This window comes from Microbacterium trichothecenolyticum (assembly GCF_041938625.1).
In the GTDB taxonomy this organism is placed as follows: Bacteria; Actinomycetota; Actinomycetes; order Actinomycetales; family Microbacteriaceae; genus Microbacterium; species Microbacterium trichothecenolyticum_D.
Window position 1 is genome coordinate 1,708,042 of record NZ_CP169427.1, and the last position, 13,630, is coordinate 1,721,671.

The window sequence follows — 13,630 nt, forward strand, 5'->3', positions numbered from 1 at the left end:
GTTGGATGGACGCATGACTGACGACCGCACCAAGCCCGAGATCGACGCACCCGCCGGGCCGGCCCCGGCCGACCTGGTCGTCCGCGACATCGTCGTGGGCGAGGGCGCCGAGGCGAAGCCCGGCGACACCGTGACCGTCCACTACGTGGGCGTCGAGTACGAAACGGGCGAGGAGTTCGACTCGTCGTGGAACCGCGGCGAGAGCATCCAGTTCCCCCTCCGCGGCCTCATCCAGGGGTGGCAGGACGGTATTCCGGGCATGAAGGAGGGCGGTCGCCGCGAGCTCGTCATCCCGCCGCACCTCGCCTACGGTCCGGCCGGCGGCCACTTCCTCGGCGGCAAGACGCTGATCTTCATCATCGACCTCATCAAGGTCGGCTGACCACACTTCGATCGTCAGGAGGGGACGGGTGCCGCGGCATCCGTCCCCTCCGTCGTCTTCGGAAGTTCGCACGTAATTTGCATTCATGGGAATAGAACGTCTGCAAAGCTGTGTTGGACCCCGTATGCCCGTCCCCTCGGGCGCCCCCTGAACACGAAGGACGACCATGACCGACGCCACCACGATCGACGTTCCCGGCTACAAGGCGGGCACCTGGGTGCTCGACCCCGCGCACAGCGAGGTCACCTTCAGCGTGCGCCACATGATGATCTCGAAGGTGCGCGGCACCTTCGGCATGAAGAGCGCGACCCTCGTCGCCCCCGAGAACCCGCTCGACGCGAAGGTCGAGGCGTCCGTCGACGTCACCTCCGTCGACACCAAGGACGAGGGCCGCGACAACCACCTCCGTTCCGCCGACTTCTTCGACACCGAGAACCACCCGACGATGGAGTTCGTCTCGACCGGCGCCCGTATCGAGAAGGGCGAGTTCCTCGTCGACGGCGACCTCACCATCCGCGGCGTCACGAAGCCCGTCACCTTCGAGTTCGAGTTCGGCGGCTTCGGCACCGACCCGTGGGGCAACTACAAGGCGGGCGCGACGGCCAAGACCGTCGTCAACCGCGAGGACTTCGGCCTCACCTGGAACGCCGCCCTCGAGACCGGTGGCGTGCTGGTCGGCAAGGACGTCACCATCACGCTCGACCTGCAGGGCGCGCTCCAGCAGGACTGACACGCAGCAACGCGACGGAGAGCGGATGCCTCGGCCCCGAGGCATCCGCTCTCCGTCTTCGTCTGTGCGGCTCAGCCCGACACCGACACCGTCTCGCGGACGCTCCCCGCATTCTCGACGAGGTCGGCGTGGACGTGGGCGACGCCGCGGCGCGCGACCTTGTTGTGCCGGATCGTGCCGTCGATCGACGTGAAATGCTCGGTCGAATCGCCGTCGGTGAGGTACACCGGCTGAACGATGGTCCAGTCGAGCTCGGAGCCGCGCAGCACGCCCTCCTGGATCTCGGAGTCGATGATCTGCGGGCGGATGAGGAGCGCGAACAGGATGCGGTCGGTCAGGCGCAGCAGCGAGCGTGTGTCGCCGACGCCGTATGACGACTGCACCACGAGCCGGTGCACGCCGGCGCGCCGCGCGGCCGCCACGATCTCGGCGGTGCCCTTCGAACGGACGTCGTTGCGCGTGCCCCGCGCGCCCCGCAGCCGGACGCGCAACGTCGGCTCCGAGATGCCGAGCGTGACGACGATGGCGTCGTGCCCCGCGATCACGGCATCGAGGACGGCTGCCCGGGTGGCGTCGCCGTCGACGCGCTCGAGGCCCGCGCGGGCCGGGAGTGAGGAGGCGTGTCGCGCGAGCGCCGTGACACGGTGCCCTCGTTCGAGGAAAGCGTCGCAGACGGCGCGGCCCGTTCCGCCGGTGGCGCCGATGACGAGGATGTTCATGAGGGTCTCCCTTCGGTGATGTTCTCACCCTCGCAGTCCATGCCTGGATGATCTATCGTCAGAAGTACGTATTTCATGATCGATCGTCCGGAGATGAGATGAGCGTCGCGATGCCGTGGGACAGCGAGGACGCCCTCACGGCGGCTCTCTACCGGGTGCGTATGCGTGGCGCTTTCTATTCGTGGACCGAGGCGACCACCGAATGCGCCGTCGAGATGCCGCAGTTCCCCGACACCCTGAGCTTCCACATCGTCGCGCACGGGACGGCGTACCTCGAGGTCGACGGCACCGATCCGGTCCGACTCACCGTGGGCGAGCTCGCCCTCGTACCGCGCGGAATCGCGCATCGCGTGGCGACGACGCCGGGCGCCGAGGTCGTCGGCCGCGCGGACCTCTTGCCGCAGGCGATGCTCGGCGATGCGTTCTCGGTGCTTCGCATCGGGCCGGAGGCCGCCGAGCCTCCGCTGGCCCTCCTGTGCGGCGTCGTCGCCTTCGACTCGCCGGCCGTCGACGACATGCTCGCCGTGCTCCCGCCGATCGTCAGGGTGGACTCCGCCCGTCACCCCGTCATGGCGGCACTGCTGCCGCTGCTCGCCCGCGAGCTGCGGGAGCCGAAGCCGGGCGGCGATGCCGTCGCCACGCGCCTCGCGGACGTCCTGGTCGTCGAGACGGTCCGGGCCTGGCTGGCCGATGCCGAGGCCGACTCGAGCGGGTGGCTCGCGGCGGTGCGCGACCCGCAGCTGGGCGCAGCCCTTGCCGCCGTCCACCGTGATCCAGGGCATCCGTGGACGCTGGACGCCCTGGCTCGGCGCGCCACGATGTCGCGCTCGGTGTTTGCGGCGCGCTTCGCGTCCGTCGTGGGAACGCCGCCGATGACCTACGTGTCGGCGGCGCGCATGCGCGGCGCTCGCGCGATGCTCGCGGAAGGCCGCAGCGTGGCCGCGGTGGCCGCGGCGCACGGCTACGGATCGGAAGCCGCGTTCAGCCGCGCGTTCACGCGCGTGACGGGGGAGACCCCCGGCCGGGTGCGCCGCAGCGCGGCGTGACACGCGCGGTCGGGCCGGGCGTCAGGTGCGCGCGCGTCGGCGCAGCCGGTCCTGCGCGAGGAGGATGCCGAGGAAGACGACGAGCGCGCCGATCGGCTCGTTCCATGTCACCGTCTCGCCGAGGATCACGATGCCGAGGATCACGCCCACGACCGGGGTGATGTAGGTCACGGTCGAAGCGCGGGTCGGCCCCCACGCGCGCACGGTGTTCTGGTTCCACACGTACGCGATGCCGGTGCCGAGGCAGCCGAGCAGCAGCAGGCTGACGATGATCGGGACGTCGAGCCGCACCGGAGTCAGCACGAGGAACGGCGTGAGCAGTGCCATGACGACGCCGGCCATCGCGATGTAACCGAAGGTGAACGCGAGCGCCGACATGCCCGTGTTCGAGACGAACCGCCGCATGTAGGCGAAGCTGAAGCCGTAGCTCGCGGTCGCACCGAGGATGGCGAGCTCGGCGACGAGGCTGCCGTCCAGGGCGATGCCCTGCCATGGCGCGATGATCACGACCACGCCGAGGATGCCGACGCCGATCCCGACGACCTGCAGAGCCTTGAGCCGCTCGACGCGGAAGACGAGCCACGCCATGATCGCGGTCATGATCGGGGTGGTGGCGTTGAAGATGCTGGCCACGCCCGAGCTGACGTGCTGCTGCGCCCAGGAGAACAGCAGGAACGGGATGACGCAGAACGTGAGGCCGAGCACCGTCAGGTGCGCCCAGACCTTGACGCTGCGGGTCAGGTGCTCGCGCCGCAGGAGCACAAGGGCGCCGAGGGTCAGGGCGCCGAGGAGGATGCGGGTCCACGCGACCTGCGCGGGGGAGATGCCGGTGAGCGACACCTTCATGAAGAGGAAGCTCGCGCCCCACACGATGCCGGCGAGCACGAACTGCACCGTGATCCAGCGCGGGGACGGCAGCCGCTCCGCACGCAGTTCCGGGGGAGCGGTTCGAGTCGAGGTCACGGGGGCCACGGTACGCCCGCCCGCCGACGTCGGAGCGCGAGCGGGGATGCGACGTCCGAAATCCGCCGATGTGCGGCGGTCAGGCTACGGTTCGGGTGCCGTCGTCGACCTCGATGCGCTTGATGCGCGCGGTGTGGCCTCGGAGGATCGTGACGCGGCTCGGCGCCACACCGAAATGGGCGGCGAGGGCGCGCACGACGCCCTCGTTCGCGGCGCCGTCCACGGCCCGCTCCTTCACGTGGACGACGAGACCGTCGTCGGATGCCTCGACCAGCGCTCCGCGCCGGCTTCCGGGCTTGACGCGCACGGTGAACTGCACGCGTTCGAGCGTACCCGGGCCGCTCGACGGCCGGTTCGCCGCGGCATCCGTTCGCTGGTAGACTCTTCAGGTTGCCGTTGGATCGGCCGCGGAGAAAGAGAGCTCGCACATCGGGTGACGGGCACCGCGCAACTAGCAGAGAGGGGATCACCTATGGCACTGGAAGCAGACGTCAAGAAGGCGATCATCGAAGAGTACGCGACGCACCCCGGTGACACCGGATCCCCCGAGGTGCAGGTCGCGATGCTGACGCAGCGCATCAAGGACCTCACCGAGCACCTCAAGGAGCACAAGCACGACCACCACTCGCGTCGTGGGCTGTTCCTGCTCGTCGGTCAGCGCCGCCGCCTGTTGGGCTACCTCCAGGACATCGACATCAACCGTTACCGCTCGCTCATCGAGCGCCTCGGTCTGCGCCGCTAAGCGCAGTTCACACTGAGCGAGTCCGCGAGGCGGGCGAGACGAAGTGTCGATAAGGCATCGACCAGCGTTCAATCGCGCAAAACATTCTTGGAAGGCCTCCCCACGGTGTGGGGAGGCCTTCGCCGTCCACTCAGGATGCCGCGGTCCGGGCCGCGACGAGATCCGCGTGGTGGATCTCGGCGACATCGGGGTGCGCGCGCAGGCGCGACTTCAAGGCGTTCTCGCCGTACAGCGCGTGGATCGGGTTGGACGGGTCCTGCGTGACTCCGCGCGCCTGCGCCGCGAGCTCGGCCGGCAGCTCGATCAGGGGCAGGCGCTTGTCGAGGGCGGGGTTGAAGAAGAACGGCACCGAGATGCGGTCGTCGGGGTAGCGCGGTGAGATGACACGGTGCTTGGTCGCGATGAGATAGCCCTGCGTCGCGTACTCGAGCAGTTCGCCGATGTTGACGACGAATGCGCCCGGCACCGGCGGAGCGTCGACCCAGTGCCACTCCCCGGTGGCTCCGTCCTTGCGCTCGACCTGGAGGCCGCCCTTGCCGGGCTCGACCCACAGCAGCGTCAGCACGCCGGAATCCTTGTGGGCGCCGACACCCTGCTGCGGGGTCGGGTCCTCCTTGCCGGGGTAGCGGACGATCTTGATGAGCGTCGAGGGCTCGCCGAAATGCTCGTCGAAGTAGTTCTCTGGGGCGCCGAGTGAGAGGGCCCAGGCGCGCAGCAGCTTGCGGGCGACGCCCGACAGGTGGTCGTGCCACTCCGAGACGACCTCGCGGAGCTCGGGCTGCGCGCTCGGCCACAGGTTCGGGCCGATGAGCCGCGAGAAGTCGGGAGCGTCGGCGTCGGTGATCGCCTCGCGCTCCGGGCCGATGTCGATCTGCTCGCGCCAGTCGACCGTGCCCTGCGTGCGCTCGCCGCCGACGCGCGTGTAGCCGCGGAAGTGTGGGCTGTTGACGTTCTCGATCGCGAGCTTGTCGGCCTCGGGGAGGGCGAAGAAGTCGCGGGCGGCCTGATGCAGGCGCGCCTCGAGCTCGGGCGACACCCCTGTGCCGGTCAGGTAGAAGAAGCCGACGTCGTGGGTCGCGGCGCGCAGGTCGTCGCGGAACTGCGTCGCGGCCTCCGGGCCCGCGTCGAGCCGGGAGAGGTCGAGGATCGGCAGGTTGAGGTCGGTCATGGTGCGAGAGTAGGCGGAGGGCGCAGCATCCGTCCCGTTTGTTGCCGCGGGTTACCGGCGGCTCGCCGTTGCGCGCCCGGCGTTCGTCAGGTGTGCTGGACGCATGACGCGTCCCCCACGCAGCGTGCTCGTGACCGGCTGTTCCACCGGCATCGGCCGTGAGACGGCATCCGTCCTCGCCCTGCGCGGCTGGCGCGTCTACGCGACGGCTCGGCGCCTCGACGCCATCGCGGATCTCGAGAGACACGGATGCCGCCTCCTCGAGCTCGACGTCACCGACGAGGCCTCGCGGGCCGCCGCCGTCGACGCGGTCGTCGCGGCGGAGGGCACGGTCGGGGTGCTGGTCAACAACGCAGGCATCAGCGAGCTCGGGGCGACGGCGGCCATGCCGGTGGCGCATGTGGAACGGATGTTCGCGACCAACGTGTTCGGCATGCTGAGCCTGACGCAGCTCGTCGTGCCCCCGATGCGCGCCCGGGGCGCCGGGCGCATCGTGAACATCGGCTCGATGAACGGGCGCTGGATGATGCCCGGCATGGGCTCGTACTCCGCCACCAAGCATGCGCTCGAGGCGTTCACCGATGCGCTTCGCTACGAGCTCCGGCCCTTCGGGATCGAGGTCTCGCTCATCGCGCCCGGCATGGTGACGACGGGGTTCGGCCACACGGCGGCAGGGCGCAGCGACGCCGCCGTCGATGATCCGCAGTGGGGGGACTTCGCCGCCCGTGTCGCCGACCTGACGCTCACGTGGGATGCCGGGCCGCGCGCCCGCCTCGCGTGTTCGCCGCGTGACGTCGCCGAGCGCGTCGTACGCGCGGCCGAGTCTCCGCGACCGCGGGCCCGGTACCGCGTGGCGCCGTCGGCGACGATGATGCTGGCGCTGCGCCGCGTGCTGCCGGAACGGGCATTCGAGCGCGTGCTGCGCACGCAGTTCCCGTCGCCCCGGCCGTGAGCCTGCGCCGTCGCCGAGGCTCAGCCGTTCTGGCGTGGGTCGGGTCGGGGCATCCGCGGCTGCTCCCGCGGTCGGCGCGAGCCTGTGGGGTCGTTGCGCCGCCCCTCGCGGCGGGCGAGCGTGGGATCGGTGAACAGCCATACGGGGCGCGGCTCGACCAGGGGACGGAAGATGCGGCGCACGGGTTTCGTCGCCAGCCCGAGCGCGATGAGCACGGATCCGACGATCACGAGCGGCAGCCAGAGCCACGTCGGCTCGGCGTTGCGCAGCAGGCCGCTCTCACGGAACGGATAGAGCACGAACGAGTGCAGCAGGTAGACGTACATCGTGTACTGGCCGAAGTGCGTCCACCAGTGCGAGTCTCGCGGCACCAGCGCGAAGAACGCGGCCGACAGCACGACCGCGACGGCCATCAGCGCGAGGCGCACGCCGCCCGCCCACCACTGGGTGCCGCCGATCGACGCGTAGTTCTCGTCGTAGAACAGCCACTCGCGCAGGTTCATCGCGCGCCAGTCGTCGACGAAGAGCCATGCCGCCCATCCGGCGACGGCGAAGAGTCCGAAGCCGCCGGCGAGCACCCACCAGGGGCGACGGTCGAGCAGGCGCAGGCGTGTAACGATGTCGTGCTCGCGCAGCCACCACCCGAGCGTGAAGAACGGCAGCAGTCCGAGTGTGCGCGACAGCGAGAACGTCGAGTCGATGTTGGGCACGTAGCCCGCGCCGATCGAGATCAGGACCGTCCACAGCAGCGGCCAACGCAGCAGGGCCAGGTACGGGAGCACGAGGCGGAAGATGCCGAGGGCCAGCAGGAACCACAGCGTCCACGAGGGCTGGGTGATGTTCGGGTTCGCCTGGCCCTCGACCAGCCACTTGGTCAGGGTCCATAGCCCTTCGAACACGATGTAGGGCACCAGGATGTCGGTGATCACGCGCGCCATCTGCGTCTTGGTGGGCGCATCCGACTTCGAGAAGTAGCCCGAGATGATCGCGAACGCGGGCATGTGGAACGCGTAGATCACCAGGTACAGGCCCAGCGCGATGTCGGAGTCGTACGTCAGTCGCTGCACCGCGTGGCCGAGCACGACGAAGACGATGCACGCGAAACGCGCGTTGTCCCAGAACGGCGTGCGCCGCCGCGGACGGGCGATGGATCCCGTCGGGGTGGGGGTCGTCGCCATGGGCGGAACGCTGCTGCCGGTCATCGTCACCTCTCGCCGGGGCGCAGACCAGACTAGCCGCGTGCGACTTGCCGCGGTGTCGCTTGACACCGAGTCCCACGCTGGCTGAGTCTGAGTACGAGCGTGCCGACGACGGCGGCCGGGAAGGGGACATCGATGACGGATGCTGCGACCCAGGCCGGATCGACGGAGCCCGCGACCGCACGTCCGGTGGTGACGGTCAGCACCGGCGCCGTCCGCGGCACCCGCGAAGGCGAACTCGACCGATTCCTCGGGATCCCCTACGCCGCTCCGCCCGTGGGTGAGCGCCGATTCCGTGCTCCCGAGCCCGCCGTGGCGTGGGAGGGGGAACGGGATGCCTCGGCCTTCGGCCCGACCGCCCCGCAGACCCCGTACAGCCCGGCGATCGCGAGATACCTCGCCTCCGTCGACGTGCCCGGCGACGACATCCTCACCGTGAACGTGTGGACACCCGCCGACCGTGCGCCGGACACCGCGTTGCCTGTGCTGGTGTTCGTACACGGCGGCGCGCTCACGCGGGGCGCCGCAGCGCTGCCCACGTACGACGGCGAGCGGTTCGCCCGGCACGGGATCGTGTATGTGTCGATCCAGTACCGGCTCGGCCAGGAGGGCTTCGCGGTGCTCGACGACGTGCCCGAGAACCTCGGCGTCCTCGACCAGGAGCTGGCCCTGCGGTGGGTGCGGCGCGAGATCGCGGCGTTCGGCGGCGACCCCGCGCGCGTCACCGTCATGGGCCACTCGGCCGGGGCCAACACGCTGACGGCCCTCCTTGCCCTGCCGCACGCGAAGGAACTGTTCGACCGCGCGATCCTGCAGTCCGGACCGCTCGAGGCGCGGACGCCCAAGAAGGCGGGCCGGATGACGCGGGAGATCGCCCAGCGCCTCAAGGTGCCCACCACCCGCGCGGGGTTCTCGTCGGTCCCCGCGCACGACCTGGTCGCGCAGCAGACCGCGCTCGCCGCGGGCGGATCGCCGCTCGGCGGCGGCCCGACGGTCGCTCTCGTCGTCGGCGGCGAGGCCGTGCCCCGCAATCCGCTCGAGGCCCTGCTCGCGGGTGCGGGCCGCGGCATCCCGGTGCTCATCGGCTCGACCAGCGAGGAGTACCGGCTGTGGCTGGTGCCCTCGGGCGCGGTCGACAAGGCGACCTGGCTCACCGTGACCGTCGCGCGGTTGGCCGCACGCGTGCCCGCGCGTATCGTCCGCGCGCACCGCGCGCGCCGCCCGGGCGCGAAGCCGGGGGAGGTGCTGGGCGAGGTCATCGGCGACATCCTGCTGCGCGGCCCGATCACGCGGTTCGCCGACAGCCGGGTCGGGGCGTCGGATTCGCCCACGTGGGTGTACGAATTCCGGTGGCGCAGTCCCGTCGACGGGCTGGGCGCCGCGCACGTCATGGAGCTGGGCTTCGTGTTCGACCGGCTCGCCGAGCCCGACGCGGTCGGCATCGGCGGTCCCGACGGGCCGCAGACGCTCGCCGACGCGATGCATCACGCGTGGGTGTCGTTCGTGGTCGACGGCGATCCGGGCTGGGAGGGGTGGTCGGCGCGCCGTCCCGTGCAGGCGTTCGACGCCGACGGCGGCCACATCGACTACGCGCCGCGTCAGGACGAGCTCGACGGTCTTCCGCAGGGGTAGTCTCACAGGCGCGATGACGACGATCGACGACGCGCTGCAGCGCGACCAGGCCATTCCCGACCTCGACTGGCATATCTTCCCCGCGGGCGCCGAGCGCGACGTGTTCCTCGCCCCCAGTGGCGGTCTCGCACGCGTGCGCCTCGGCGACCCCGACGCGCCGCGGGTCGTGCTCGTGCCGGGCGTCGCAGGTTCCAAGGAGGACTTCGTCCTGCTGTTCCCGCTGCTCGCCGCAGCCGGGTACCGGGTCGAGTCGTACGACATCGCGGGGCACTACGAGTCGGCGGGCGCCGGCCCGCAGCATCTCGACCCGCCGCGAGATCACTACGACTACGCGCTGTTCGTCGACGACCTCGTCGCGATCCTCGAGGACGGCGGCCCTGCGCATGTCCTCGGCTACAGCTTCGCCGGGCTGGTGACCGAGCTCGCGCTCGTCGCGCGGCCCGACCTGTTCCGCAGCCTCACGCTGATGGCCGCTCCGCCCGCGACCGGGCAGGTGTTCCGCGGTGTGAAGCACATCGGGCCGATCTCCGACATGTCGCCGCACCGCGCTGCGGGGCTGATCCTGTGGGGCATCCGCTACAACCTCAACCGCACGCCGCCCGGACGCATCGCCTTCGTGCGCGAGCGGCTCGGCGTCACGGGCCGTGCCTGCATCGACGACGTCGTGGGCCTCATGATGACGACGCCCGACTTCGCCGACGCGGTCGCGGCCACGGGCATCCCGAAGCTCATCGCCGTCGGCGACCAGGACCTGTGGCCGCAAGCGCAGCACGACGCCTATGCGGCGCGCATCGGCGCTCGTGTCGCGACCTATCCCACGGGCCACGCGCCCTGCGAGACCGCCCCGCACCAGCTCGCGCGCGACATGCTGCAGCTCTTCGCGGACGCGCAATGAGGAGGACGGATGCCGCGGGGCGCGGCATCCGTCCCGGTCTCACTTGATCGAGCCCCGCGTCACTCCCGAGATCACCCAGCGCTGGCTGAAGATGTACACGATGAGCAGCGGGGCCATCGCCATCAGGTAGGACGCGAACGCCACCGTGTAGTCGGTGTTGAACTGCCCCTGGAAGACGTACTGCGCGAGCGTCAGTGTGCGGGCCGACGGATCGGTCAGCACGACGAGCGGCATGATGAAGTCGTTCCAGGCCCAGACGCACGTGAGGATGCCGACGGTGGCGTTCATCGGCGCGAGCAGCGGGAAGATCACCGACCAGAACACCCGCCACGTGCTCGCGCCGTCGATCCGGGCCGCCTCCTCGAGCTCGATGGGAATCGAGCGGATGTAGGCGGTGTAGATGAAGATGTTCAGCGACAGTCCGTAGATCGTGTACAGGATGATCAGCCCGGCCTGGTTGTCGAGCCCCAGCAGGGCGGTCTGCTTCACCAGCGGCAGCATGATGATCGGGAACGGGATGAACAGCGCCGCCAGCAGGTAGAAGAAGACTCCCTTGAAGAACGGCCGGTGGATGTTGCGGGCGATCGCGTACGCGACCACCGAGCTCGTGAGAAGGGTGAAGACGACGGAGCCGACCGTGATGAGCGCCGTGTTCATGAGCGCCTGCGGGAAGCTGGTTCGCTCCCATGCTTGGGCGAAGTTCCCCCAGTTGAGGGGGTTCGGCCACTCGAAGCCCGTGCCTTCGGTGAGCTGTGCGGGTGTCTTCAGCGCGACGACGACGGCGAGGTAGAGCGGGACCAGCACGGTGAGCGAGCACACCGCGATGAGGGCAGTCGCCCACCAGTTCGTCCTGCGGGTGTCGTCCTCGTCGCCGGAGCGGCGGCGCCGGCGACGGGGCTGGAGCGCGTCGGCGGACTGCTCGAACTGCGTCGCGGTGGTGGTTGCGGTGGTCATCAGAAATCGGCCTCTCTGCGCTGAAGGACCCGGAACTGCAGGAGCGAGACGATCGTGATCACGATGAAGAAGATCACGGCGTTCGCGGATTGGTAGGCGAACTCGCCGCCGCTGAATCCGCCGCGGAAGATCAGGAGCGTGACGGATTCGGTGGCGGTTCCCGGTCCGCCGTTGGTGAGTGCGACGATCTGCTCGAACACCTGCAGGAAGCCTCGGAGGCTCAGCACGATGTTGATCGTGAAGAACGCGCCGATGAGCGGGAAGGTGATCGACCAGAACTGACGTGCGGGCTTGGCCCCGTCGATGGATGCTGCTTCGTACAGCTCCGCCGGGATGGTCTGGAGTCCCGAGAGGTAGATGATGATCGAGAACGCGCACGCCTGCCAGACCGCGAGACCCACGATGGCGGTCCAGGCCCACGTCTCATTGGTGAGGATGTTGTCGGCGAAGAGCGGGACGCCGGCCAGGATCTTCGGGAGCGAGTTCGAGAAGAAGAACTGGAAGACGTAGCCGATCACCAGGATCGCCAGGACGTACGGGACGAAGTAGACGCCTCGCCAGAAGTTGCGTGCCTTGATCTTCGCGTTCAGCCCGAGCGCGATCGCGAGGGAGATGACGTTGGTCAGGATCGTCGCGACGATCGCGAAGAGGAACGAGAACCCGTACGCGTGCAGCACCCTGTCGTCCTTGAACAGGTTGAGGTAGTTCGACAGCCCGACGAAGTTCCAGTCCCCGTAGCCGGGGTAGTTGGTGAAGCTGAAGAAGATCCCGACGACGACGGGGAGCGTATGGAAGAACGCGAAGGCGATGACCGCCGGCCACACCATCCAGTAGTACGCGCTCGGCGCGCGCCTCGTCTCGGTCCGGGTGCGAGCCGCGCGCTTCTTCGCGTCGCCGCCCGTCGACGAGGCGCGCACGGCCTCAGTCATGGTCGTCACGATCAGTCTCCTGTCACGGGGATCGTGCGAGCGGCCACCTTCGCCCACTCGCTGTCGAGGGTGGCGAGCGCCGCGTCGGCGTCGCCGCTGAAGAGGAACTGCTGGATGATCGCGGCCAGCGGGATGCTGGGCGGGATCTGGTGATCGATGAACCCGGTGATCCTGCCCTCGTCGAAGTACGGCTTCACCGACTGCAGGGCGGGATCGTCGCCGAGCTGGGCGCCTTCAACGGAGGGCACCATGTTCTGGGACGCGGCGAACTCCTCGATCACTCCCTTCTCGAACATGTAGTCGATGAACCGCAGGGCCTCTTCCTTGTGCGGCGTGTCCTTGCCCATCGTCACGACCACGTCGACGCCCGAGACGAGCAGGCGATCCTCGGGATCGTCGGTCGCCGGATAGGGGAAGATGCCGGCGCGGATGTCGGGGTCGACCTGCTTGATGGGGTTGGTCGCCCAGATCCCTTGGAGCAGCATGGCGACCTCGCCGTTCGCGAACGCGGCGTTGCCGTCGTCGTAGGTCTTGCCCCGATAGCCGTCCTGCATGTACTTCGAGTAGAGCTCGTACTGCTGGTCCAGCGCTTCGGGGAATTCCTTCTGGAACGACACCTCGGAGTCGGGACCGACGTTCTCGCCCTCCGCCCGCATCTGGTCCCAGAAGTCGCCCTGCGACGGGTAGGCGCCGAGGGCGTTGAACGACGGGAGGCCGGTCCACGAGTCGGCCAGCGTCCCGTAGAAGGGAGTGATGCCCGCGTCCTCGAGTGCGTCGCAGACCGCGATGAACTCGTCCCAGGTCTCGGGAACCTCGAGCCCCTGCTCTTCGAAGATGTCCTGGTTGTAGATCACGCCGTTCGCGTTGTTGACATAGCCGAGGCCGTTGACCTCGCCCTCCTTGTTCCCGAGGTCGGCAAGGATCTCCTGAACGGCCGGGCTGATCGTCTGCAGCACGGGCTCCTCGGAGAAGTCGTAGAAGACGCCCGCCTGGGCGAGTTTGCCGAACCCTCCGTTCGCATTGAGTGTGATGACATCGGGTGCCTTGTCTTTCACGAGCAGGGTCCGGATCACCGTGTCGGCGTCCGCGACCTGGTTCTGCACCACCTTGATGTCGGGGTTCTCGGACTCGAAGTCCGCGATGATCTTGTCGAAGTCCTCGAGCGCCTCGCCCTTGAACTGGAAGAAGTTCAGGGTGGTGACATCGTCCGACGGATTCTGGGCGCAGCCGCCGAGCGCGGCGGCTGTCGCGGCGAGGGCGACGACCGCGAGCGGCCGGATCCATCGTCGGTGAAGGGTTCTCATCGTGCGCCTCCTTGC

Annotated in this window: 15 protein-coding genes; 7 read left to right on the forward strand and 8 right to left on the reverse strand. The window is 69.2% G+C overall.

Annotation, left to right across the window (positions count from 1 at the left end; translation table 11 throughout):
- Positions 1 to 13 precede the first annotated feature (13 nt).
- Complete coding sequence (locus tag ACEYYH_RS07660) at positions 14 to 382, forward strand: FKBP-type peptidyl-prolyl cis-trans isomerase (protein WP_331912438.1); 369 nt, start codon at positions 14 to 16, stop codon at positions 380 to 382.
- A 166-nt stretch (positions 383 to 548) separates the two neighbouring features.
- Positions 549 to 1,112: a YceI family protein gene (locus ACEYYH_RS07665; protein ID WP_116193862.1), complete on the forward strand. Its 564-nt coding sequence runs from the start codon at positions 549 to 551 to the stop codon at positions 1,110 to 1,112.
- Positions 1,113 to 1,183: 71 nt separating this feature from the next.
- On the opposite strand, the gene ACEYYH_RS07670 is transcribed toward ACEYYH_RS07665, so the two are convergent.
- Positions 1,184 to 1,831, reverse strand: a complete 648-nt coding sequence (locus ACEYYH_RS07670) for an NAD(P)-dependent oxidoreductase (protein ID WP_374977628.1) — start codon at positions 1,829 to 1,831, stop codon at positions 1,184 to 1,186.
- 98 nt (positions 1,832 to 1,929) lie between these two features.
- On the opposite strand from ACEYYH_RS07670, the gene ACEYYH_RS07675 reads away from it, so the two are divergent.
- A complete protein-coding gene (locus ACEYYH_RS07675; protein ID WP_374977629.1) occupies positions 1,930 to 2,877 on the forward strand; it encodes an AraC family transcriptional regulator in 948 nt (315 codons plus the stop codon).
- A gap of 21 nt (positions 2,878 to 2,898) precedes the next feature.
- Here the strand turns inward: ACEYYH_RS07675 and ACEYYH_RS07680 are convergent, their stop codons facing one another.
- Complete coding sequence (locus ACEYYH_RS07680; protein ID WP_374977630.1) at positions 2,899 to 3,840, reverse strand: DMT family transporter; 942 nt, start codon at positions 3,838 to 3,840, stop codon at positions 2,899 to 2,901.
- Positions 3,841 to 3,919: 79 nt separating this feature from the next.
- The gene (locus tag ACEYYH_RS07685) at positions 3,920 to 4,159 is read right to left on the reverse strand and encodes a DUF167 domain-containing protein (protein ID WP_374977631.1); all 240 of its coding nucleotides are present in this window, start codon (positions 4,157 to 4,159) and stop codon (positions 3,920 to 3,922) included.
- Positions 4,160 to 4,312: 153 nt separating this feature from the next.
- On the opposite strand from ACEYYH_RS07685, the gene rpsO reads away from it, so the two are divergent.
- Positions 4,313 to 4,582 carry a 30S ribosomal protein S15 gene (rpsO, locus tag ACEYYH_RS07690; RefSeq protein ID WP_005048780.1) on the forward strand — a complete coding sequence of 90 codons (270 nt, stop codon included), beginning with the start codon at positions 4,313 to 4,315 and terminating at the stop codon, positions 4,580 to 4,582.
- A gap of 130 nt (positions 4,583 to 4,712) precedes the next feature.
- On the opposite strand, the gene ACEYYH_RS07695 is transcribed toward rpsO, so the two are convergent.
- Positions 4,713 to 5,750 carry an isopenicillin N synthase family dioxygenase gene (locus ACEYYH_RS07695; RefSeq protein WP_374977632.1) on the reverse strand — a complete coding sequence of 346 codons (1,038 nt, stop codon included), beginning with the start codon at positions 5,748 to 5,750 and terminating at the stop codon, positions 4,713 to 4,715.
- Between the two features lie 103 nt (positions 5,751 to 5,853).
- Between ACEYYH_RS07695 and ACEYYH_RS07700 the strand changes: the two genes are divergently transcribed.
- A complete protein-coding gene (locus ACEYYH_RS07700) occupies positions 5,854 to 6,702 on the forward strand; it encodes an SDR family NAD(P)-dependent oxidoreductase (protein WP_374977633.1) in 849 nt (282 codons plus the stop codon).
- A 20-nt stretch (positions 6,703 to 6,722) separates the two neighbouring features.
- Here the strand turns inward: ACEYYH_RS07700 and ACEYYH_RS07705 are convergent, their stop codons facing one another.
- Positions 6,723 to 7,880, reverse strand: a complete 1,158-nt coding sequence (locus ACEYYH_RS07705) for an acyltransferase family protein (RefSeq protein WP_374977634.1) — start codon at positions 7,878 to 7,880, stop codon at positions 6,723 to 6,725.
- 156 nt (positions 7,881 to 8,036) lie between these two features.
- On the opposite strand from ACEYYH_RS07705, the gene ACEYYH_RS07710 reads away from it, so the two are divergent.
- On the forward strand, positions 8,037 to 9,533 hold the full coding sequence (locus ACEYYH_RS07710; RefSeq protein ID WP_374977635.1) for a carboxylesterase/lipase family protein: 1,497 nt from the start codon (positions 8,037 to 8,039) through the stop codon (positions 9,531 to 9,533).
- A gap of 13 nt (positions 9,534 to 9,546) precedes the next feature.
- Entirely contained in the window at positions 9,547 to 10,428 is an 882-nt protein-coding gene (locus ACEYYH_RS07715; RefSeq protein ID WP_374977636.1) for an alpha/beta fold hydrolase, read from the forward strand.
- A gap of 39 nt (positions 10,429 to 10,467) precedes the next feature.
- Here ACEYYH_RS07715 and ACEYYH_RS07720 read toward each other — a convergent pair whose 3' ends face one another.
- The 3 genes from ACEYYH_RS07720 to ACEYYH_RS07730 are packed head-to-tail and all read right to left on the reverse strand — an operon-like array spanning position 10,468 to position 13,615.
- Positions 10,468 to 11,382, reverse strand: coding sequence for a carbohydrate ABC transporter permease (locus ACEYYH_RS07720; protein ID WP_374977637.1), 915 nt, complete (start codon positions 11,380 to 11,382; stop codon positions 10,468 to 10,470).
- Positions 11,382 to 12,311 (reverse strand): carbohydrate ABC transporter permease, encoded by a 930-nt coding sequence (locus ACEYYH_RS07725; RefSeq protein WP_374978183.1) that lies wholly within the window; start codon positions 12,309 to 12,311, stop codon positions 11,382 to 11,384. The genes ACEYYH_RS07720 and ACEYYH_RS07725 overlap by 1 nt, the downstream gene beginning before the upstream one ends.
- 11 nt (positions 12,312 to 12,322) lie before the next feature.
- Positions 12,323 to 13,615, reverse strand: a complete 1,293-nt coding sequence (locus ACEYYH_RS07730) for an ABC transporter substrate-binding protein (protein WP_374977638.1) — start codon at positions 13,613 to 13,615, stop codon at positions 12,323 to 12,325.
- Positions 13,616 to 13,630 lie beyond the last annotated feature (15 nt).

Coding starts and splice junctions, on each gene's coding strand:
- ACEYYH_RS07695 (WP_374977632.1), bottom strand. CDS start 5,750: ATGACCGACCTCAACCTGCCGATCCTCGACCTCTCCCGGCTCGACGCG.
- ACEYYH_RS07675 (WP_374977629.1), top strand. CDS start 1,930: ATGAGCGTCGCGATGCCGTGGGACAGCGAGGACGCCCTCACGGCGGCT.
- ACEYYH_RS07705 (WP_374977634.1), bottom strand. CDS start 7,880: ATGGCGACGACCCCCACCCCGACGGGATCCATCGCCCGTCCGCGGCGG.
- ACEYYH_RS07725 (WP_374978183.1), bottom strand. CDS start 12,311: ATGACTGAGGCCGTGCGCGCCTCGTCGACGGGCGGCGACGCGAAGAAG.
- ACEYYH_RS07700 (WP_374977633.1), top strand. CDS start 5,854: ATGACGCGTCCCCCACGCAGCGTGCTCGTGACCGGCTGTTCCACCGGC.
- ACEYYH_RS07670 (WP_374977628.1), bottom strand. CDS start 1,831: ATGAACATCCTCGTCATCGGCGCCACCGGCGGAACGGGCCGCGCCGTC.
- ACEYYH_RS07710 (WP_374977635.1), top strand. CDS start 8,037: ATGACGGATGCTGCGACCCAGGCCGGATCGACGGAGCCCGCGACCGCA.
- rpsO (WP_005048780.1), top strand. CDS start 4,313: ATGGCACTGGAAGCAGACGTCAAGAAGGCGATCATCGAAGAGTACGCG.
- ACEYYH_RS07665 (WP_116193862.1), top strand. CDS start 549: ATGACCGACGCCACCACGATCGACGTTCCCGGCTACAAGGCGGGCACC.
- ACEYYH_RS07715 (WP_374977636.1), top strand. CDS start 9,547: ATGACGACGATCGACGACGCGCTGCAGCGCGACCAGGCCATTCCCGAC.
- ACEYYH_RS07730 (WP_374977638.1), bottom strand. CDS start 13,615: ATGAGAACCCTTCACCGACGATGGATCCGGCCGCTCGCGGTCGTCGCC.
- ACEYYH_RS07720 (WP_374977637.1), bottom strand. CDS start 11,382: ATGACCACCGCAACCACCACCGCGACGCAGTTCGAGCAGTCCGCCGAC.
- ACEYYH_RS07660 (WP_331912438.1), top strand. CDS start 14: ATGACTGACGACCGCACCAAGCCCGAGATCGACGCACCCGCCGGGCCG.